We start from the raw sequence: 17,953 nt of genomic DNA, 5'->3' as shown, positions 1-17,953 counted from the left end.
GCTAGTCAAAGCCGTTCGCAACTAACATATTGTTTTTACTTGATTTTGATCATTAAAATGCCTATTCTGGCGCCAATCGGATATTGGAAGGAATGCGGCCATGAAGGGCGACAAGAAGGTAATCGACTATCTCAACGCGGTGCTGAAGGGCGAACTGACGGCCATCAACCAATATTTCCTGCACTATCGCATGCTGGACAATTGGGGCGTCGCGAAGCTCGCGAAATATGAATATCATGAGTCGATCGACGAGATGAAGCATGCCGACAAGCTGATGGAGCGCATCTTCTATCTGGACGGCCTGCCCAATCTGCAGACTCTCAATCGCCTGCGCATCGGCGAGAATGTGCCGGAAATCCTCCAAGCCGACCTCGACCTCGAGTATGAAGCGCTGAACCTGCTGAAGGAAGCCATTCCCTATTGCGAGTCCATCCGCGATTTCGGCACCCGCGAACTGCTGAGCGAAATCCTGGAGGCCGAGGAAGAGCATATCGACTTCATCGAGACGCAGCAGCAGATGATCAGGGATCAGGGGCTGCAGAACTACATCCAGCTCCAGTCGGAAGCCGCCGGTTCCTGAACGACTGGAAGATGCGGAGTGGGGCAGTTCGAATAGAACCAAGCACTCCGTCACCCCGGGCTTGACCCGGGGTGACGGGGCGAAAGCCGCTCTCCACCAATTCGAACCGACCCATTACCGAAACATGCGCAGGCTTGGCCCGCGCATGTGAACGCCCTATATGCGTGGCGTGTCCATGAAATCGTCCGAGCTTCGCTAAAGCCTCACTCGTTGTCGAGTGAGGCGTCCATTTGAGCCCCCTGCCGTCCCGGCGAGCAGGGCAAATGGCAATGGGGCACTCTGCCCACGGCACGGACAATCCCGATGGACATTTCCCGATCCGAACAACGGATCCTGCACCTGATGGCGCAAGGCGGCGCGATCAGGCCGGTCAAGGACGCGCGCGGCCATATCATCGGCGCGGACTGCTTCACGCGCGAGGGCTGGAAGCTTTCTGGCTTCGATCTCGCCATGTTCCGAAAGCTGAAGCGCCGGCGGGCGATCGCCTCCACCGGTGGGCAGCCCTATCGCATCACCCGGCGCGGGCTGGAACTGGTGCGAAGCGAACTGGACAACCGCTGAAGAAAGCCGGCTGCCGGGGCTCGATGCTTCCGGCGGCCGGTAGCCTCACTCCTCGCCGAACTTGCCTTCCACAAGCTCGACAAGCGCCGAGAGCGCGGTTTCCGCATCGGCCCCTTCCGCCCGCACTTCGATGAAATCCCCCGTGGCGGCGGCCAGCATCATCAGGCCCATGATGGAGGTTCCCAGCACATCGGCCCCGTCCTTGGAGACGGTGACGGTGGCGTCGAACTGGGTGGCAAGTGTCACGAACTTGGCGCTGGCGCGGGCGTGCAGCCCCCGGCGGTTGCGGATTTCCAGCAGGACCGGCCCGGCCATCCCCGCCCTCAGGCAGCTTCGCCGAGCAGACGGCTGGCGACGCTGATATATTTGCGCCCCGCTTCCTGCGCCAGATCCACCGCCTCGCCCACGCCCTTCGCCTTTCGGACGCTGGCGAGCTTGATCAGCATCGGCAGATTCACCCCGGCGATCACTTCCAGATTGGGCTTGCCCAGCAGCGAGATGGCGAGATTGGACGGCGTGCCGCCGAACATGTCCGTCAGCAGCACCACGCCCGAGCCCGAATCCACTTCGGCCGCGGCGCGGTCGATCTCGGCGCGCTTTTCCTCCATGTCGTCGTTCGCCTCGATGCAGACCGCCAGGCACTGCTGCTGCGGGCCGACCACATGCTCCATGGCGGCGATGAACTCGGCCGCCAGCCGGCCGTGAGTCACAAGCACCAAACCGATCATTGCAACCCCTTCCCTGCCCGCATCTCAGCGCTGCTCTTCCAGCGCCTCGATCTCGAGCGCATCCTGTTCCGGGCCATGCGCCCGATCCCTGTGCACCACGGCATTGCTCCAGCCGGCTTCCGCCAGCCGGGCGCCGGCCGCCTCCGCCGTCGCCACGGACCTGTGCCGGCCGCCGGTGCAACCGAAGGCAACGGTCAGATAGGCCCGACCCTCCCGCGCATAGCCCGGCAGCAACAGGGTTAGAAGCCCCATCATCGCGTCGAAAGCCGGCGTGAAGGCGGGGTCGGCCTTCACATAGCCCTGCACCGGGGCTTCCACGCCGGTCATCGGGCGCAATTCCGGCACCCAGTGCGGGTTGCGCAGGAAACGCATGTCGAACACCAGATCCGCGTCGCGTGGGACGCCGCGGGCATAGCCGAAACTCATCAACGTCAGCGTGAAAGCCTTGCCATCGGGCCGGCCGAAGCGGGTGGAAACCGCGCGCCTCAGGTCGTTGCTGCTGAAATCGGTGGTGTCGATCACCACGTCCGCCACCCGCCGCAGTTCGGAAAGCAACTCCCGCTCCAGCGCGATTCCGTCGCCGGCCGGCCGGTCGAGCGCCAGCGGGTGGCGCCGGCGCGTTTCCGAGAAACGGCGGATCAGCTCCGGTCCGGAACAGTCGACGAACAGCATGCGAATGGTCCGCCCCTCGGACGCATGGGCGGCGATGGCTTCCAGCACCATGGCCGGGGAAAAGGCGCGGGTGCGGGTGTCGATCCCGATCGCCAGCTTCTGATGCACGCCGGGCGCCAGCAACGGCTCCAGCAGCGACAGCGGCAGATTGTCCACCGCTTCATAGCCCAGATCCTCCAGCGCCTTCAGCGTCGTCGACTTGCCGGCGCCGGACATGCCGGTCACCAGCAACACGGGCGGGGGCGGCTCGTCGCGCATGCTGTCCGGGCTGGTCATGCGGGCCTTCTAGCCGCCCCCGAGCTGAAGTGCCAACGCCCACTCGAGCTTGATGGGCGCGGACGCCTCGAAAGCGCTGAGGCGGATGAGCGGCAGCGCCACGCCCAGATGTTCGAAATATTCCGGTTCCGGCAAGCGCTCGGGCGCGGCCGACAGATCGACCGCCAGCCGGGCGAGCGTGGCCTCGCTCACCAGCGATTCCGGCAGCTCCAGCACGCCGAGGCCCCGCACTTCCATCTTGCCGGCGATGTTCGGCGGCGCCGACAGCTTCAGCCCTCCCAAGGCAGCGCTGACGATCACCCGATCGTCCGCCACCAGCTTCGCGCCGCGATCGATGAGGCGAAGCGACAGATCGGACTTGCCGCTGCCCGACGGGCCGAGCAGCAGCACCCCCTGCCCTTCGATGTCGATGGCGGTGGCGTGCAGGGTTTCGGGCAGGGTTTCAGGCAGCTCGGCCATGTCAGATCGCCGGCAGGGTCACGAGGAAGGCCCCGCCGGTCCGGCCGTCCTTGCGGTCCCCCACGCGAATCTGTCCGTCCAGCGCCTCGACGATGGAGCGGGCGATCGACAGCCCCAGCCCGCTGTGCTTGCCATAATCCTCATGCCGGGGCCGCTCCGAATAGAAGCGTTCGAAAATCGCGTCGCGCGCCTCCTGCGGCACCCCCGGTCCTTCATCCTCCACGCGAATCTCCACAATCGGCCCCCTGCGCTGCACTCTCACGTCGATGCGCCCACCCTCAGGCGAGAAGCTCTGCGCATTGTCCAGCAGATTGTTCACCACCTGCGCCAGCCGGTCGGCATCCGCGGTGGCGACTGCCTCGCCTTTCCGCACCGGTTCCACGAACAGGCCGACACCATTGCACAGCGGTCCGGCGGCCGTCCTTGCCGCCACCAGCCCTTCGACCAGTTGCCCCACGTCCACAGGCTGCAGCCGCGCGCGGGAGAGTTCGGCGTCCAGCCGGGAAGCGGCGGAAATATCGGTGATCAGCCGGTCGATCCGCCGCACATCCTCCTCGATCAGGCCGAACAACTGCGCCCGTGCCTTCTCGTCCCGCACGCTTCCCAGCGCCTCGATCGCGGAGCGTATGCTGGCGAGCGGGTTCTTCAGCTCATGCGCCACATCGGCGGCGAAAGCCTCCGTGGCGTCGATTCGCTGCCGCAGCGCCGCCGTCATGTCGGCGAGCGCCCGCGCCAGCCCGCCGATTTCGTCGCGGCGATGCGGCAGGCGCGGCACGACCACATCGCGCTGCCGCCCCAGTCGCACCCGATGCGCCGCCAGCGCGAGTTGCCTGAGCGGCACGACGATGATCCGGGCGAGATAAAGGCTGAGGGCCAGGCTGAAGCCGAGAATGCTCAGAAACACCAGGAAGGAGGTCATCCGCTCCCGGCGAACGAGATCGATAACGTCCGGCGTATCTACCGTCAGCAGCACGACGGGAAAGGGGCGCGATTCGCCGGGGATTTCCACCGGCACGGCCGCCTGCAGCACCACCAGCCGATCCCGCGTCTGCCGGGCGCGGGTGACGGCAGCGCCGGTTATCGCGGCCTCCTCCGCCTCCGGCCAGATGCCGCGCCGGTCGTCCTCCGGCTCGTCGAGCGGCGGCAATTCGCGCTGGCCGGTGATGAAGTCGATGACCCGGTCGATGACGATCGCGCTTTCGCGGCGGAAACCTTCCGTCGTCGGGTCCACCAGTTCGAAGCGCGTGGTCTCGGGGTTGTCCCAATTGTCCGCGGCCAGCCGGCCCGACGCATCGTAGAGCCGGATGCGCGTGCCGCGCGGGCTGGACAGGTCGAGGATCGCCGGGCGGCCTTTTTCCACCCCCTGATTCTCCAGGAAATGCGCCATGATCTCGCCCTGGCGCAGCAACTCCTGTTCCCGCGTCTCCAGAAGCCGGGTGCGGAAGCTTTCGATGTAGAGAAGCGCGCCAGCCAGCGCGAGAATGGCAAGCAGGTTCACGACCAGGATTCGGGTGACGAGCGACGACCAGCCGGAAAAGCGCGGAGCGCCGCCGCTCCGCCGGCGGGCGCGCAGCATGTCCGTCTGTGGAGGAACCCCGTTCACAACCTCGCTCACAACCTCGTTTACTGGCCTCGTTTACTGGACCTTTCCCGAAATCACGCCGTCATTCGTCCAGATCGAATCGATAGCCCACGCCGTAAAGCGTCTCGATGGCCTTGAAGGCGGGATCGGCGACGCGGAACTTCTTGCGCAGGCGCTTGATATGGCTGTCGATCGTCCGGTCGTCCACATAGCTGTCGTGCTGATAGGCGACATCCATAAGCTGGTCGCGGGATTTCACGAATCCGGGGCGCTGCGCGAGCGCGTCCAGTATCAGGAACTCGGTCACCGTCAGCGCCACGTCCTTGCCGTGCCAGCGGACGCGATGGCGGGCCGGGTCCATCTCCAGCGGGCCGCGCACGATCGGCTCCGCCGCAGGCTCTTCTCCCGCCCCATTGCCCCTGCGGCTCGCCGTCCGCCGGAGGACCGCCCGGATTCGCTCGATCAGCAGCCGCTGGGAAAAGGGCTTGCCGATATAATCGTCCGCCCCCATCGCCAGCCCCAGTGCCTCGTCGATCTCGGTGTCCTTGGACGTGAGGAAGATCAGCGGCAGGTCCGACTTCTCGCGCAGCCGCCTCAGCATTTCCATCCCGTCCATGCGCGGCATCTTGATATCGACGACGGCGAGGTCGGGCGGATTTTCGAGGCAGCCCTTCAGCCCGGCCGCTCCATCGGCATAGACACGGGTGGCGAAGCCCTCCGCCTGCAGGGCGAGGCTGACCGAAGTGAGGATGTTGCGGTCGTCGTCGACGAGCGCGATCGTGGGGGTCTGTTCGCTGGACAAGCTGTCACCCTTCATGCGGCACGACTGGTCATGCCGCTGGCGTATAGCTGCTAACGGCGACGGTTCCAAAGGTTCAACTTCAGAAAGCTTCACAGAAACCTGTCGCTTCGATATGGGGTGGCGCGCATATATATGCGGCTGCTGCATGGCTACCGCAGTCTCACTGCAACCGACCTGCCCTTCACCAACGAGGCCGGCGGTTCCAACTGGAGGGAATATACCGTGGCAAAGACAACCGGCGTCAGCCTCGAATCCCAGGGCATCAAGACCGGGGCTCGTCTCAACTGGAACCTCGGCACCGCCCAGCTCATCGAGCAGGCCGTGAACCGCGAAGAAGGGCTGCTTTCCAGGGATGGCGCCTTCGTGGTGGAAACCGGCCAGCACACCGGCCGCTCGGCGAACGACAAATTCACCGTGAAGGACGGTGAAACCGCCGACAGCGTCTGGTGGGGCAAGTCCAACAAGCCGATGGAACCCGCGCACTTTGCCGCGCTGAAGGAGGATTTCCTCGCCGCCGTCGCCCGGAAGGAGACGCTTTTCGTCCAGGATCTGTTCGGCGGCTCGCAGCCCGAGCATCGCGTGAACGTGCGCGTGATCACCGAACTCGCCTGGCACTCGCTGTTCATCCGCACGCTGCTGGTTCGCCCCACGGCGGCCGAGCTGGAAAGCTATGCGCCGGAATACACCATCATCGACCTGCCCAGCTTCCGCGCCGATCCCGAGCGCCACGGCTGCCGCTCGGAAACGGTGATCGCCGTCAACTTCACCGAAAAGCTGATCCTGATCGGCGGGACCAAATACGCCGGCGAGATGAAGAAGTCGGTATTCGGCATCCTCAACTATCTGCTGCCGGTGAAGGGCGTGATGCCCATGCACTGCTCGGCGAACATCGGCCCCGATGGCGACACCGCCGTCTTCTTCGGCCTGTCCGGCACCGGCAAGACGACGCTTTCGGCCGACGCCTCGCGCACCCTTATCGGCGACGACGAGCATGGCTGGTCCGACACGGCGGTCTTCAACTTCGAAGGCGGCTGCTACGCCAAGATGATCCGCCTCTCGCCCACGGCGGAACCGGAGATCTTCGCCACCACCAGGCGCTTCGGCACGGTGCTGGAAAATGTCGTGATCGACGCGGACAGCCGCGAAATCGACCTGGACGACAACCGCCTGGCCGAGAACAGCCGCGGCTCCTACCCGATCGACTTCATTCCGAACGCGTCGAAGGACAATCTCGGCCCGGTTCCGAAGAACATCATCATGCTGACGGCCGACGCCTTCGGCATCCTGCCGCCGATCGCGAAGCTCTCGCCGGATCAGGCGATGTACCACTTCCTCTCCGGCTACACGGCGCGCGTCGCCGGCACCGAGATCGGCGTGACCGAGCCGGACGCCACCTTCTCCACCTGCTTCGGCGCGCCCTTCATGCCGCGCCACCCCTCGGTCTATGGCAATCTGCTGAAGGAGCGGATCGCCAGGGGCGGAGTCGACTGCTGGCTGGTGAACACCGGCTGGACGGGCGGGCAATATGGCACCGGCCAGCGGATGCCGATCAAGGTGACCCGCGCGCTGCTGAACGCCGCGCTGGACGGCAGCCTGAAAAATGCCGAATTCCGCAAGGATCCCTTCTTCGGCTTCGACGTGCCCGTCAGCGTGCCCGGCGTGGACAGCGCCATCCTCGACCCGCGCTCCACCTGGCCGACGCCGGAAGCCTATGACGAAAAGGCCCGCGCGCTGGTGAAGATGTTCATCGAGAATTTCGCCCAGTTCGAGGCGCATGTGGAACAGGGCGTGCGCGAAGCGGCCCCCACGGCCGCCTGAATTGCAGCAGGGCGAGCGCGGGCTCGCCCTGTCGGTATGGAATCGGCAATCCGGCGGTCTTCCGCCGGATTTTCCGTTTGGGCCTTCTTTCCCCTATCTGGGCCGCTCTTTGGGGTTGAAGGCCGGCGCTCGCTCGTGGGAACCTCGCATGATGCCTTGTTCTGCCTTCCAGTTCGATTCTCCGGGAAAGTGCGATGGCGCGCGCGCGGCGTAGCAACGACTGGGGCTTTCCCCGCTGGCGGGATTATGACGGGGCCGGAAAGGCGCCCGAAGCGCAGCGCCTGTGCGACCGGGTCGGCTGCTCGAAACCGGGCAATTGCCCTGCCCCCAAGGCCCCGAACCGCCCCGAGCGCTGGTGGTTCTGCGAGGAGCATGCCGCCGAATACAACAGGGGGTGGGACTATTTCGCCGCGCTGACGGAAGAGGAAGCCGCCGCGCAGGAGGCCGAGGAACAAAGCGGCCAGCGCAATTACGAACGCGCGCGCCACTGGGCCTGGGGCGAAGGCGACGGCAGCCGCACCCGCGCGGAACTGGATGCGCTGAAATATCTGGACCTGCCGCCCGACGCCGACGAAGCGGCGATCAAGGCCGCGCACCGGAGGCTGGCGAAGGAGAACCACCCCGATCTCAACCCCGGCGACGAAGAGGCGGCAAAGCGTTTCCAGGCTGCGCAGGCGGCCTATGAAATCCTGCGTTCCGCCGCCGAACGCAGGGCGGAGAAGCAGAAAGCCTGAGGGCAGGGTTCAGCCTTTCCCAATAGTGGGCCGATTCAAATCGCACCAGACGTCACCCCGGGCTTGACCCGGGGTCCAGCTTTTCTGCCGCCACAGCGCCTGAGGAAGAAAGCTGGTCCCCGGGTCAAGCCCGGGGTGACGGGATTTGGCAAAAGGTGAAGGGGGCCGGCAAAAACGGCCGCCCGCGGATTCGAGCCGCCCCATTGCCCCTTCCCCTCAAGCGATGTCTCCGGCATGAGGCGGCGCATGTCCGAATTTGATGTGCTGATCGACGGCTATCGCCGCTTCCGCCTTGGCCCCTATCGCGAGCAGCGGGAACGCTATGACCAGCTTGCCCAGGGCCAGTCGCCCAAGGTGATGGTAATCGCCTGCTCCGACAGCCGCGTCGACCCGACCCGCGTGTTCGACGCCGCGCCCGGGCAGATATTCGTGCTCAGGAACATCGCCAATCTCGTGCCGCCCTTCTCCGCCATTTCCGGCCAGTCCAGCGTCGCGGCGGCGGTCGAATATGCCGTTGCCGGCATCAAGGTGGAGCATATCGTGGTCTTCGGGCATGGGCGCTGTGGCGGGATCGCCGCGGCGCTGGCCGGAGATTTCGACAATCCGGTCGCCGGCAAGCATGTCCATGCCTGGATGGAATTCATCGCCCCCGCCCGGGATGCGGTGAAGGCCGCCTGCGCGCTCTCGCCCGATGTCGATGCCCAAAGGGCGCTGGAACAGGCCAATGTGCGGCTGGGTATCGAGAATCTGGGCAGCTATCCGTTCGTCGCCAACGCCGAAAAGGCCGGACAGCTGCAACTGCACGGAGTCATCTTCGATATCGGCGAAGGCGCACTGAAAATCCTGGACCGCGCGACGGGCCAGTTCAAGCCCGTCGCCATCGATCTCTGACGCCTCAGGCCGGCAGCGGATGCCGGCCCGGGTTCGGCAGCAGCGCCTGCATCCGGTCCTTCACGGCCAGCTTCAGTTTCTTCAACCGGGCTACTCGCTCCTCGTCGGGCAGGCGCCGCGCCTGTTCGACGGCCAGTTCATGCTCCAGACGCGCGTGGCGGAGCTTCAACCTCTCGATCAGTTTCATGCCTTCATCTCCCTAAAGGAAACCCCCTGCCTTCCCGATCTGGGGAAGGCAGGGGGAATTTGAAGGACGGCCTGTCGTGGCGGAGGGGCGCCCTGCCCCTCCAGTGCTACATGTGGATCACCCGGCCATAAGCGTCGAGCACGCTTTCGTGCATCATTTCGGACAGGGTCGGGTGCGGGAAGATGGTGGCCATCAGTTCGGCCTCCGTCGCCTCGCACTGGCGGGCGATCACATAGCCCTGGATCAGCTCCGTCACCTCGGCCCCCACCAGATGCGCGCCCAGCAGCGCGCCGGTCTTCGCGTCGAACACCGTTTTGATGAATCCCTCGGTCTCGCCCAGCGCGATCGCCTTGCCGTTGCCGATATAGGGGAAGCGGCCCACCTTCACTTCATGCCCGGCGGCCTTGGCCTTCGCCTCCGTCAGGCCGACGGAGGCCACCTGCGGCCGGCTGTAGGTGCAGCCCGGAATGTTGGACTTGTCCATGGGATGGGCGTGCGGCGCTTCCGCGATCTTCTCCACCGCCACAATGCCTTCATGGCTCGCCTTGTGCGCCAGCCAGGGGGCGCCCGTCACATCGCCGATCGCCCAGAGGCCCGGCACATTGGTGCGGCCCCATTCGTCGGTGACGATATGGCCACGGTCCAGCTTCACGCCCAGCGCTTCCAGCCCCAGATTCTCACTGTTGGGGGCGATGCCGATGGCGACGATCACATGGCTGAAGCGATGCGCCTCGCCGTTGATGGTCGCCGTCACCCCGTCCGCCTTCACTTCCAGCTTTTCGACCGAAGCCTTGGTGCGGATATCCATCCCCTGTTTCTTCAAAGACTTCTCAACGAAGGCTGACACCTCCTCATCCTCGACCGGCAGGATCCGCTCCAGCATCTCGACGATGGTAACTTTCGCTCCCATATCGTTGTAGAAGCTGGCGAACTCTACCCCAATCGCCCCCGATCCGATCACCAGAAGCTCGGTCGGCATGGCGGGCGGTACCAGCGCATGGCGATAGGTCCACACCCGTTCGCCATCCGCCTTCAGATGTGGCAGTTCGCGGGCACGGGCGCCGGTCGCGACGATCACATTCTTCGCCACCAGAGTCCGCTCGCCGACCTTCACAGAGGTTGCCGACGCCAATGTCGCGACGCCCTCCACCACCGTCACCTTGTTCTTCTTCATCAGCCCCTTCACGCCGGCGTTCAGCTGGTTGGCAACCTTGCGGCTGCGCTCGGTCACCTGCACCAGATCGAAGCCCACCGCGCCGGCGCTCAACCCGTAAGCGGAAGCATGGTCCAGATAATGTTTGATCTCGGACGAGCGCAGCAGCGCCTTCGTCGGAATGCAGCCCCAGTTGAGGCAGATGCCCCCCAGCCGCTCGCGCTCGACGATGGCCACCTTCTGCCCCAATTGGCTGGCCCGGATCGCGGCGACATAACCGCCGGGGCCGGAGCCGATGATCACCAGGTCGAACTGCTCGCTCATTTCTGTCTGCTCCTGCGCAGGCGCTGCCGCAACACGGCCACGATCGTAAAGGGAAGGACGACCGGCTTCAGCACGGCCATCCATGTCGGCATCACATTGCGCGCGGTTTCCGAGAACATCACGCCGGTATGGCGCACGACGACTTCCTTGTCGCACAGCGTGTCGAACTCGATCTCACCGTCCACATTGGTGAACACGCGCATCTCGGCCCGGGATTGCGGCGAGATATATTTGAACTGCATGATCCGCTCGCCCTCGGCCGTGTCGGGCAGCAGCACCGCTTCGGCCTCCGGCGAGGGCAGGATCACCGCGCCCAGCAACAGCTTCTCGCCCAGGGCGGCGGCGTTGTAGGGCTTGAAGCGCAGCCGCAGCCGCACATTGTCGAACACCACCTGCGTGTTGTTCTCCAGGATCACTTCCTGCTGCACCACGCGCTGCAGATGTGCCCCGCGCCACAGCAGGTCGATGCCGTCTGGAATATAGAGCACCAGCTTGCGGTCGTCGCGCACCTCGATCCGCAAGCGCCGGCTCAACCTGTCGAGCAGATCCTCCAGAAGCGGGCGCAGCCCCGCGCCCAGGATCAAAGCCAGCCCGGCAACGATCCCAACGATCAGTATGAGATTTGAAAGGGATACCGATCCCGTCAAGCCAGCATACCAAGGGGGTTCTCCACCAGCGCCTTGAAGGCGCTCATGAACTCCGCGCCCACCGCGCCGTCGATGGCGCGATGGTCGAAGCTGCCCGTCGCGCTCATCACGGTGGCGATCGCCAGCGCATCGTCCACGACATAGGGCCGCTTCTCGCCCGTCCCCACGGCCAGGATCAGCCCTTCCGGCGGATTGATGACCGCGTCGAACTGCTTGATTCCGAACATGCCGAGGTTGGAGATGCTCGCGGTGCCGCCGGTATACTCGGGCGGTTGCAGCTTCCCTTCCTTAGCCCGCGCGGCAAGATCCTTCATCTCGGTGGCGATCTGGCTCAGCCGCTTGTTGGCGGCGTCGCGGATCACGGGGGTGATGAGGCCGCCCGGGATGGCAACGGCAACGGAGACATCGGCCCGGCTGAACTTGCGCAGATGGTCGCCCGCGAAGCTGACGTTCGCGTCCGGCACCTGCGCCAGCGCCAGCCCTTCGGCCTTCACCAGCATGTCGTTGACGGACAGCTTGATGCCTTGCAGTTCCAGCGCCTTGTTCAGTTCCGTCCGCAGTTTCAGCAGCGCATCCAGCCTCACATCCACCGTCAGATAGAAATGCGGCACCGTCTGCTTCGATTCGGTCAGGCGGCGGGCGATCGTCTTGCGCATGTTCGAAAGCTTGACCGGCTCGAACGGCACATCGGTCGGCGCAAGCGGCGCGCTGGCCGCTGCCGGCGGAGTGCTGGCGGGGGCGATGCTGACGGCGGGTTGTGGCGCCGGCGCCTTGCCGGCCGCGGCTTCCACATCGGCCTTCACGATCCGGCCATGCGGCCCTGTGCCCTTCACGTTCGCCAGATCGACACCCGCCAGTTGCGCCACCCGGCGCGCAAGCGGGCTGGCGATCTGCCGCTCGCCCGAACGGGGGGCGGCCTGAACCGCGGCGGGAACTGGCGCGGGGGCGACCGGGGCGGTTTCGGCCGCCGGCCTGGCGGCCGGTTCGGGCGCAGCCTGAGCAGCGGGCGCGTCGGTCGCCGCTTTCGGGGCCGCCGCCGGCTTCACATCCTCATCTTCGCCGGCCAGCCGCGCGATCACCGCATTCACCTTCACATCCTCCGTTCCTTCCGGAACCAGAATCTCGGTGACCACGCCTTCGTCCACGGCTTCCACTTCCATGGTGGCCTTGTCGGTCTCGATCTCGGCGATCACGTCGCCGGCTTTCACCTTGTCTCCGGGCTTGATGTGCCACTTGGCAAGCGTGCCCGTCTCCATCGTGGGCGAAAGCGCCGGCATGGTAATATCAATGGCCATTTCGCCTCCTCAGACGATCGAGCGGACGGCGGCAACCACATCGGCCGCCTTCACCAGAGCGAGCTTTTCCAGATTATTGGCATAGGGCAAGGGCACGTCCTTGTTGGTGACGCGCAGCACCGGCGCATCCAGGTCGTCGAAGCCCTTTTCCATGGCGATGGCGATGATCTCGCTGGAGATGCTGCACACCGGCCAGCCCTCCTCCACCACCACCATGCGATTTGTCTTCTTCAGCGACGCCAGCACCGCCGCCTCGTCCAGCGGACGAAGGGTGCGCAGGTCCAGCACCTCGCATTCGATGCCGTCGGCGGCCAGTTGCGCCGCCGCTTCCAGCGCCACCCCCACGCCGATGGAGTAGGACACCAGCGTGACATGGCTGCCTTCGCGATAGAGGCGCGCCTTGCCGATCGGCACCACATGCTCGCCCTCGGGCACCTCGAAGCTGTGGCCGTAGAGAAGCTCATTCTCCAGGAACACAACCGGATCCGGCGAGCGGATGGCGCTTTTCAGCAGGCCCTTGGCATCCGCCGCGTCATAAGGCGCGATCACCAGCAGGCCCGGCACATTGGCATACCAGGGCGCGTAATTCTGGCTGTGCTGCGCCGCCACCCGGCTGGCGGCGCCGTTCGGCCCGCGAAAGACGATGGGGCAGCGCATCTGCCCGCCCGACATATAGTTGGTCTTGGCGGCGGAATTGATGATGTGGTCGATCGCCTGCATGGCGAAGTTGAAGGTCATGAACTCCACGATGGGCTTCAGGCCGCCCATCGCCGCGCCCACGCCCAGCCCCGCAAAGCCATATTCGGTGATCGGCGTGTCCACCACCCGCTTGTCGCCGAACTCGTCCAGCAGGCCCTGCGTTACCTTGTAGGCGCCCTGATACTGGGCGACTTCCTCGCCCATCACGAACACCGTTTCGTCGGCGCGCATTTCCTCGGCCATGGCGTCGCGAAGCGCTTCGCGCACCGTCTGCTTGCGAGTCGCGCCCGAGAAGGCCGCCACGGTCGCCGGGGTCAGCTCCACCGGCTTCGGCGCCTCTGGCCGAGCTTCTGCCCCGGCCTCCGGCTTGGAAGATGGTTCCGGTTCAGGAGTCGGCGCCGGCTCAGGCTCGGCCTTCGCGGCCGGCGGCGCTGCGGCCGGCCTCGCCGCCACCTCTTCGCCTTCGCCGGCGATCACCGCGATCAGCGTTCCCACCTTCACCCCATCGGTGCCGGCGGCCACTTCCAGGCTGACGACCGTTCCGCCCTCATCGGCTTCCAGTTCCATAGTCGCCTTGTCGGTCTCGATCTCGGCGATCACCTGTCCGGGCTTCACCTCGTCGCCGGGCTTCACCAGCCAGTTCGCAAGCGTCCCCTCCTCCATCGTCGGGGACATGGCGGGCAGTTTGATCTCCATCAGTAATTCCCCACCAGAACGTCGGTGTAGAGTTCGCCGGCTTCCGGCTCGGGCGCCTGCTCCGCGAAGTCGGCCGCCTCGGCCACCTGCGCCTTCACCTGCTTTTCGACTTCCTTGAACCAGGCCTCGTCCGCGAAGCCCAGTTCCAGCATTTCCCGCTTCGCATGCTCGATGGGATCGCGATTCTCCCGGACCGACTGCACTTCCTCGCGCGAGCGATACTTCGCCGGGTCCGACATGGAGTGGCCACGATAGCGATAGGTCTTCATTTCCAGAAGGATCGGCCCGCGCCCGCTCTTCACCCAGTCCAGGGCGACGGTCGCCGCGTCGCGAACGGCGAGCACGTCCATCCCGTCCACCTGCAACCCTTCGATGCGGAAGCTTTCGCCCCGGCGATAAAGCTGGTCCTCGGCGGAAGCCCGGTTCACCGAGGTGCCCATGGCATATTGGTTGTTCTCGATCACGAAGATCACCGGCAGCTTCCACAACTCGGCCATGTTGAAGGCCTCATAGACCTGCCCCTGGTTGGCGGCGCCATCGCCGAAATAGGCAAGGGAAACGCCGCCATCGCCCTTATATTTGTGCGCGAAGGCAAGGCCGGCGCCGATCGGCACCTGCGCGCCGACGATCCCATGGCCGCCGAAGAAGCCCTGCTCCACCGAGAACATGTGCATCGAGCCGCCCTTCCCGCGGCTGATTCCGGCGGCGCGCCCCGTCAGTTCGGCCATGATCACCTTCGGGTCGATATGGCAGGCGAGCATATGGCCATGGTCGCGATAGCCGGTCACCACACTGTCCTTGCCGGGGGTGATGGCGGCCTGCAGGCCGGTCACCACGGCCTCCTGGCCGATATACAGGTGACAGAAACCGCCGATCAGCCCCATGCCGTAAAGCTGTCCGGCCTTCTCCTCGAAGCGGCGGATCAGTAGCATCATCTGATAGAAGTCGCGATACTCCTCTTGCGAGGCCGAGTGCCGCCCGATGTTCGGAAGCTTTTCCAGGCCCCCTTTGCCAGCGCTCCCGCGCCGCGTGCTCGCCACGCTCGCCTTTGCCAAGACGCTTTCCCTTCATACTGTGCGATGAAGCCCCACCGGCCGGCCGGCGTCTTCAACCTCGTCCGAGCCCGTTCTAGCCGGAGCGCATCAACTTTCAACCGCCACCTCGCGGAAACGTCGGTCGACAGAATTGATTGTCAGGCAATCGCGGAACCCGCCACTGCGGCCTCCCCCGGCGACCTCGCGGTAAGGCGATGAAGCGGCGTTCTACTTGCCGCCTGTTTGCGGCTGGATCGGCACGATCACTTCGTCCGGGCGGATCACGCCCAGATGGCGCCTGACCAGTTCATCGGCATAATCGGGGTCAGCCCCCTTCGGATCGAGAAGGGCGATATCCCGCTCCAGCGCCGCGCGGCGTTTCTCGAGCACGAGCTTGCGCGCTTCGAGCTCGGCGCGATCCTGGCGGATATCGTCGAGCGCCAGATAACCGGAGGTGCCCACCAGAGCATGTGTCCCGAAATAGAGAATGATGAGCAGGCACAGCGCCGGAAGCGCTGCGCGTTTCATCAAATCCAGAAGGGCCACGGGTTGCATGGCCCACAGAATCACGGGCGCCCTTCCTCGTCAAGGGCATGGCTGCCAAGCTGCCCCACAACTCGGGCCGGCGGATTCGTCCGGAATGGAGCAAAAGAGGCTTCAAAAAGAGAAGCGACTCGATTCGCACAAACGGCATTTCATGAGACATAATTTTCCAACCGGAGCCCATGGCAACAAAAAGTTAACCAACCCGGCCAAAGGAAAGCTCATCCAAAATGAGAAGATTAACATTCACAATTGATCATATTACATTGTTTTTAATATATTAATTTTAATATGTTGCATATTTGCACCACAAAAAACCGCCAAACGTCAACCAGTGTAAATATGCAATTTCATATCTTTAACGTCCGTTCATCATCCGCTAGAAGAGGTGGCGAGGGCGAAAGATAATAAGGGTCGCCCCGCGAGAACGGAGATAACGCCATGTTCATTCAAGCTGTTAAGGCAGGCGCCGCCGTCGCTCTCTTCTTGGCCAATGTTCCTTTGGCTGCCGCTCAGATCCAGGCGTCAGACCTGGCGGCCGGCAACCAGGCCCAATACCAGACCGTCACCTATCAGGCGGCTCAACAATCGGTCGAAACAACGGCCGTTAACAGCAAGAGCGGCAAGCAAATGTCGCCAGTGCCGGAACTCGGCACAATGGCAATGCTGATCACGGGAATCTGCCTGGTCGGTGTTGCTGCGCGCAGGCAATCGGTCGCAGCCTGAGCGCACCTTCCAACCCTGAGTAACCAACAATAAAATTCGGGCCCGGCGATCCCTGTCCGCCGGGCCCATTTCCTTTTCCGAAAACCCATGAGCACGGATTGCTGCGCGCTCGTCATCAAATTCGGATATTTGGATCAAATAAACTAAATCAATAAATTGATTTTATTGAATAACTTTTAGTTAAACTAAAATATGAAGATTTTCTGCTCTCGTGCCTTGGGGTCAACTCACCCGCGAACGACATCCCGGCCGGCATAGATGGCGGCTTCGCCCAGCCCCGCCTCGATCCGCAGGAGCTGGTTGTATTTGGCCAGCCGGTCCGATCTGGAAAGCGAGCCCGTCTTGATCTGACCGCAATTGGTGGCCACCGCGAGATCCGCGATGGTGGCATCTTCGGTCTCCCCGGAGCGATGGCTCATCACCGCCGTGTAACGGGAGCGCTGTGCCGTATTCACGGCCTCCAGCGTTTCGGAAAGCGTGCCGATCTGGTTCACCTTGACCAGAATGGAATTCGCGACGCCTTTGGAGATACCTTCGCGCAGCCGCACGGCGTTGGTCACGAACAGATCGTCGCCGACCAGTTGGGTGTTGGCCCCGACTTTATCGGTCAGAGCTTTCCAGCCAGCCCAATCATCCTCGGCCATGCCGTCCTCGATCGAGATGATCGGATAACGGCCCACCAGATCGGCAAGGAACGCCGCCATCTCGTCGGAGGAGAGTGTCTTGCCCTCCCCTTCCATATGATAGGCCCCGTCCCGGAAGAATTCGGTGGAAGCGCAGTCCAGTGCCAGCATCACATCCGTTCCGGCCTTGAAGCCCGCCTGCTCGATGGCTTGCAGGATCACATCCAGCGCTTCGGTGGCGCTCGAAAGATTGGGGGCGAAGCCGCCTTCGTCGCCAACCGCGGTCGACAGGCCGCGATCGTGCAGCCCCTTCTTCAGCGTATGGAAGATTTCCGCCCCCCAGCGCAGCCCTTCCGAGAAACTCTCGGCACCCACCGGCATCACCATGAATTCCTGGAAGTCGATGGGGTTGTCGGCATGCGCCCCGCCGTTCACGATGTTCATCATCGGCACCGGCAGGACCCGCGCCGCCGTCCCGCCGACATAGCGGTAAAGCGGCAGGCCGCGCGCGTCGGCGGCCGCCTTCGCAACCGCCAGGCTCACGCCCAGAATCGCGTTCGCCCCCAGGCGCGCCTTGTTCGGCGTTCCATCCAGCGCGATCATCTGCGCGTCGATTTCCTCCTGCTCCTCGGCGTCCATGCCGATCAGCGCGTCGGACAGGTCGCCATGCACGGCGGCCACCGCCTCGCGCACGCCCTTGCCCAGGTAACGGCCCTTTTCCCCGTCGCGCTTTTCCACGGCTTCATGCGCGCCGGTGGAGGCACCGGACGGAACCGCCGCGCGGCCGAAGCTGCCGTCTTCCAGAACGCAGTCCACTTCCACGGTGGGGTTGCCCCGGCTGTCGAGGATTTCACGGGCTATCAGATCGACGATGGCGGTCATGCTGGCTCCTGTACTGAAAGGCAGGCCCGTTCGGGCTTCAC

At 64.4% G+C, this 17,953-nt stretch carries 20 protein-coding genes; 6 read left to right on the top strand and 14 right to left on the bottom strand.

Annotated features, from left to right (window positions below; genetic code table 11):
* Window positions 1-100 precede the first annotated feature (100 nt).
* The gene (gene bfr, locus L6Q21_RS03175; protein WP_237829064.1) at window positions 101-580 is read left to right on the top strand and encodes a bacterioferritin; all 480 of its coding nucleotides are present in this window, start codon (window positions 101-103) and stop codon (window positions 578-580) included.
* 303 nt (window positions 581-883) lie between these two features.
* Complete coding sequence (locus L6Q21_RS03170; RefSeq protein WP_237829063.1) at window positions 884-1,141, top strand: YjhX family toxin; 258 nt, start codon at window positions 884-886, stop codon at window positions 1,139-1,141.
* Between the two features lie 45 nt (window positions 1,142-1,186).
* Here L6Q21_RS03170 and L6Q21_RS03165 read toward each other — a convergent pair whose 3' ends face one another.
* The 6 genes from L6Q21_RS03165 to L6Q21_RS03140 all read right to left on the bottom strand — a co-directional run bounded on the left by L6Q21_RS03165 (window position 1,187) and on the right by L6Q21_RS03140 (window position 5,660).
* Window positions 1,187-1,456 (bottom strand): HPr family phosphocarrier protein, encoded by a 270-nt coding sequence (locus L6Q21_RS03165; RefSeq protein WP_237829062.1) that lies wholly within the window; start codon window positions 1,454-1,456, stop codon window positions 1,187-1,189.
* An 8-nt stretch (window positions 1,457-1,464) separates the two neighbouring features.
* On the bottom strand, window positions 1,465-1,869 hold the full coding sequence (locus L6Q21_RS03160; protein WP_237829061.1) for a PTS sugar transporter subunit IIA: 405 nt from the start codon (window positions 1,867-1,869) through the stop codon (window positions 1,465-1,467).
* Window positions 1,870-1,893: 24 nt separating this feature from the next.
* On the bottom strand, window positions 1,894-2,817 hold the full coding sequence (rapZ, locus tag L6Q21_RS03155; protein ID WP_237829060.1) for an RNase adapter RapZ: 924 nt from the start codon (window positions 2,815-2,817) through the stop codon (window positions 1,894-1,896).
* 9 nt (window positions 2,818-2,826) lie between these two features.
* Entirely contained in the window at window positions 2,827-3,276 is a 450-nt protein-coding gene (locus L6Q21_RS03150) for an HPr kinase/phosphorylase (RefSeq protein ID WP_237829059.1), read from the bottom strand.
* A 1-nt stretch (window position 3,277) separates the two neighbouring features.
* Complete coding sequence (locus tag L6Q21_RS03145) at window positions 3,278-4,852, bottom strand: sensor histidine kinase (protein WP_237829058.1); 1,575 nt, start codon at window positions 4,850-4,852, stop codon at window positions 3,278-3,280.
* A gap of 88 nt (window positions 4,853-4,940) precedes the next feature.
* A complete protein-coding gene (locus tag L6Q21_RS03140; protein ID WP_237829057.1) occupies window positions 4,941-5,660 on the bottom strand; it encodes a response regulator transcription factor in 720 nt (239 codons plus the stop codon).
* 117 nt (window positions 5,661-5,777) lie between these two features.
* On the opposite strand from L6Q21_RS03140, the gene L6Q21_RS03135 reads away from it, so the two are divergent.
* From L6Q21_RS03135 to L6Q21_RS03125, 3 genes are all read left to right on the top strand, one after another.
* Window positions 5,778-7,478, top strand: coding sequence for a phosphoenolpyruvate carboxykinase (locus tag L6Q21_RS03135; RefSeq protein ID WP_237829056.1), 1,701 nt, complete (start codon window positions 5,778-5,780; stop codon window positions 7,476-7,478).
* A 194-nt stretch (window positions 7,479-7,672) separates the two neighbouring features.
* Window positions 7,673-8,212, top strand: a complete 540-nt coding sequence (locus L6Q21_RS03130) for a J domain-containing protein (RefSeq protein WP_237829055.1) — start codon at window positions 7,673-7,675, stop codon at window positions 8,210-8,212.
* A 246-nt stretch (window positions 8,213-8,458) separates the two neighbouring features.
* On the top strand, window positions 8,459-9,103 hold the full coding sequence (locus tag L6Q21_RS03125) for a carbonic anhydrase (RefSeq protein ID WP_237829054.1): 645 nt from the start codon (window positions 8,459-8,461) through the stop codon (window positions 9,101-9,103).
* 4 nt (window positions 9,104-9,107) lie between these two features.
* On the opposite strand, the gene L6Q21_RS03120 is transcribed toward L6Q21_RS03125, so the two are convergent.
* The 7 genes from L6Q21_RS03120 to L6Q21_RS03090 all read right to left on the bottom strand — a co-directional run bounded on the left by L6Q21_RS03120 (window position 9,108) and on the right by L6Q21_RS03090 (window position 15,666).
* A complete protein-coding gene (locus tag L6Q21_RS03120; RefSeq protein WP_237829053.1) occupies window positions 9,108-9,290 on the bottom strand; it encodes a YdcH family protein in 183 nt (60 codons plus the stop codon).
* Window positions 9,291-9,396: 106 nt separating this feature from the next.
* Window positions 9,397-10,767 carry a dihydrolipoyl dehydrogenase gene (gene lpdA, locus L6Q21_RS03115; RefSeq protein ID WP_237829052.1) on the bottom strand — a complete coding sequence of 457 codons (1,371 nt, stop codon included), beginning with the start codon at window positions 10,765-10,767 and terminating at the stop codon, window positions 9,397-9,399.
* Window positions 10,764-11,351: a hypothetical protein gene (locus L6Q21_RS03110; RefSeq protein ID WP_237829051.1), complete on the bottom strand. Its 588-nt coding sequence runs from the start codon at window positions 11,349-11,351 to the stop codon at window positions 10,764-10,766. Before L6Q21_RS03110 ends, lpdA begins: the two co-directional genes overlap by 4 nt.
* A gap of 59 nt (window positions 11,352-11,410) precedes the next feature.
* Window positions 11,411-12,709, bottom strand: a complete 1,299-nt coding sequence (locus L6Q21_RS03105; protein ID WP_237829050.1) for a pyruvate dehydrogenase complex dihydrolipoamide acetyltransferase — start codon at window positions 12,707-12,709, stop codon at window positions 11,411-11,413.
* Between the two features lie 9 nt (window positions 12,710-12,718).
* Window positions 12,719-14,104, bottom strand: coding sequence for a pyruvate dehydrogenase complex E1 component subunit beta (locus tag L6Q21_RS03100; protein ID WP_237829048.1), 1,386 nt, complete (start codon window positions 14,102-14,104; stop codon window positions 12,719-12,721).
* Window positions 14,104-15,159 carry a pyruvate dehydrogenase (acetyl-transferring) E1 component subunit alpha gene (gene pdhA, locus L6Q21_RS03095; RefSeq protein WP_418895793.1) on the bottom strand — a complete coding sequence of 352 codons (1,056 nt, stop codon included), beginning with the start codon at window positions 15,157-15,159 and terminating at the stop codon, window positions 14,104-14,106. Before pdhA ends, L6Q21_RS03100 begins: the two co-directional genes overlap by 1 nt.
* Window positions 15,160-15,366: 207 nt before the next feature.
* Complete coding sequence (locus L6Q21_RS03090; RefSeq protein WP_237829045.1) at window positions 15,367-15,666, bottom strand: FtsB family cell division protein; 300 nt, start codon at window positions 15,664-15,666, stop codon at window positions 15,367-15,369.
* Between the two features lie 456 nt (window positions 15,667-16,122).
* Here L6Q21_RS03090 and L6Q21_RS03085 point away from each other — a divergent pair, with 456 nt between their 5' ends.
* Window positions 16,123-16,407: a hypothetical protein gene (locus L6Q21_RS03085; protein WP_237829044.1), complete on the top strand. Its 285-nt coding sequence runs from the start codon at window positions 16,123-16,125 to the stop codon at window positions 16,405-16,407.
* 227 nt (window positions 16,408-16,634) lie between these two features.
* Here the strand turns inward: L6Q21_RS03085 and eno are convergent, their stop codons facing one another.
* Window positions 16,635-17,912: a phosphopyruvate hydratase gene (gene eno / locus L6Q21_RS03080; protein WP_237829043.1), complete on the bottom strand. Its 1,278-nt coding sequence runs from the start codon at window positions 17,910-17,912 to the stop codon at window positions 16,635-16,637.
* Window positions 17,913-17,953: the final 41 nt, after the last annotated feature.

The sequence above is a fragment of the Sandaracinobacteroides sayramensis genome (assembly GCF_022014495.1).
GTDB classification, from domain to species: domain Bacteria; phylum Pseudomonadota; class Alphaproteobacteria; order Sphingomonadales; family Sphingomonadaceae; genus Sandaracinobacteroides; species Sandaracinobacteroides sayramense.
The sequence above is the reverse complement of the archived record's forward strand: the minus strand, read 5'-3'. Positions and strand labels throughout refer to the sequence as shown.

Excerpts from the sequence above, each read along its gene's own strand:
- L6Q21_RS03100 (WP_237829048.1), bottom strand. The coding sequence starts at position 14,104 with ATGGAGATCAAACTGCCCGCCATGTCCCCGACGATGGAGGAGGGGACG.
- L6Q21_RS03160 (WP_237829061.1), bottom strand. The coding sequence starts at position 1,869 with ATGATCGGTTTGGTGCTTGTGACTCACGGCCGGCTGGCGGCCGAGTTC.
- L6Q21_RS03130 (WP_237829055.1), top strand. The coding sequence starts at position 7,673 with ATGGCGCGCGCGCGGCGTAGCAACGACTGGGGCTTTCCCCGCTGGCGG.
- L6Q21_RS03120 (WP_237829053.1), bottom strand. The coding sequence starts at position 9,290 with ATGAAACTGATCGAGAGGTTGAAGCTCCGCCACGCGCGTCTGGAGCAT.
- L6Q21_RS03125 (WP_237829054.1), top strand. The coding sequence starts at position 8,459 with ATGTCCGAATTTGATGTGCTGATCGACGGCTATCGCCGCTTCCGCCTT.
- L6Q21_RS03170 (WP_237829063.1), top strand. The coding sequence starts at position 884 with ATGGACATTTCCCGATCCGAACAACGGATCCTGCACCTGATGGCGCAA.
- eno (WP_237829043.1), bottom strand. The coding sequence starts at position 17,912 with ATGACCGCCATCGTCGATCTGATAGCCCGTGAAATCCTCGACAGCCGG.
- lpdA (WP_237829052.1), bottom strand. The coding sequence starts at position 10,767 with ATGAGCGAGCAGTTCGACCTGGTGATCATCGGCTCCGGCCCCGGCGGT.
- L6Q21_RS03150 (WP_237829059.1), bottom strand. The coding sequence starts at position 3,276 with ATGGCCGAGCTGCCTGAAACCCTGCCCGAAACCCTGCACGCCACCGCC.
- L6Q21_RS03145 (WP_237829058.1), bottom strand. The coding sequence starts at position 4,852 with ATGCTGCGCGCCCGCCGGCGGAGCGGCGGCGCTCCGCGCTTTTCCGGC.
- L6Q21_RS03085 (WP_237829044.1), top strand. The coding sequence starts at position 16,123 with ATGTTCATTCAAGCTGTTAAGGCAGGCGCCGCCGTCGCTCTCTTCTTG.
- rapZ (WP_237829060.1), bottom strand. The coding sequence starts at position 2,817 with ATGACCAGCCCGGACAGCATGCGCGACGAGCCGCCCCCGCCCGTGTTG.
- L6Q21_RS03090 (WP_237829045.1), bottom strand. The coding sequence starts at position 15,666 with ATGAAACGCGCAGCGCTTCCGGCGCTGTGCCTGCTCATCATTCTCTAT.
- L6Q21_RS03105 (WP_237829050.1), bottom strand. The coding sequence starts at position 12,709 with ATGGCCATTGATATTACCATGCCGGCGCTTTCGCCCACGATGGAGACG.
- bfr (WP_237829064.1), top strand. The coding sequence starts at position 101 with ATGAAGGGCGACAAGAAGGTAATCGACTATCTCAACGCGGTGCTGAAG.
- L6Q21_RS03165 (WP_237829062.1), bottom strand. The coding sequence starts at position 1,456 with ATGGCCGGGCCGGTCCTGCTGGAAATCCGCAACCGCCGGGGGCTGCAC.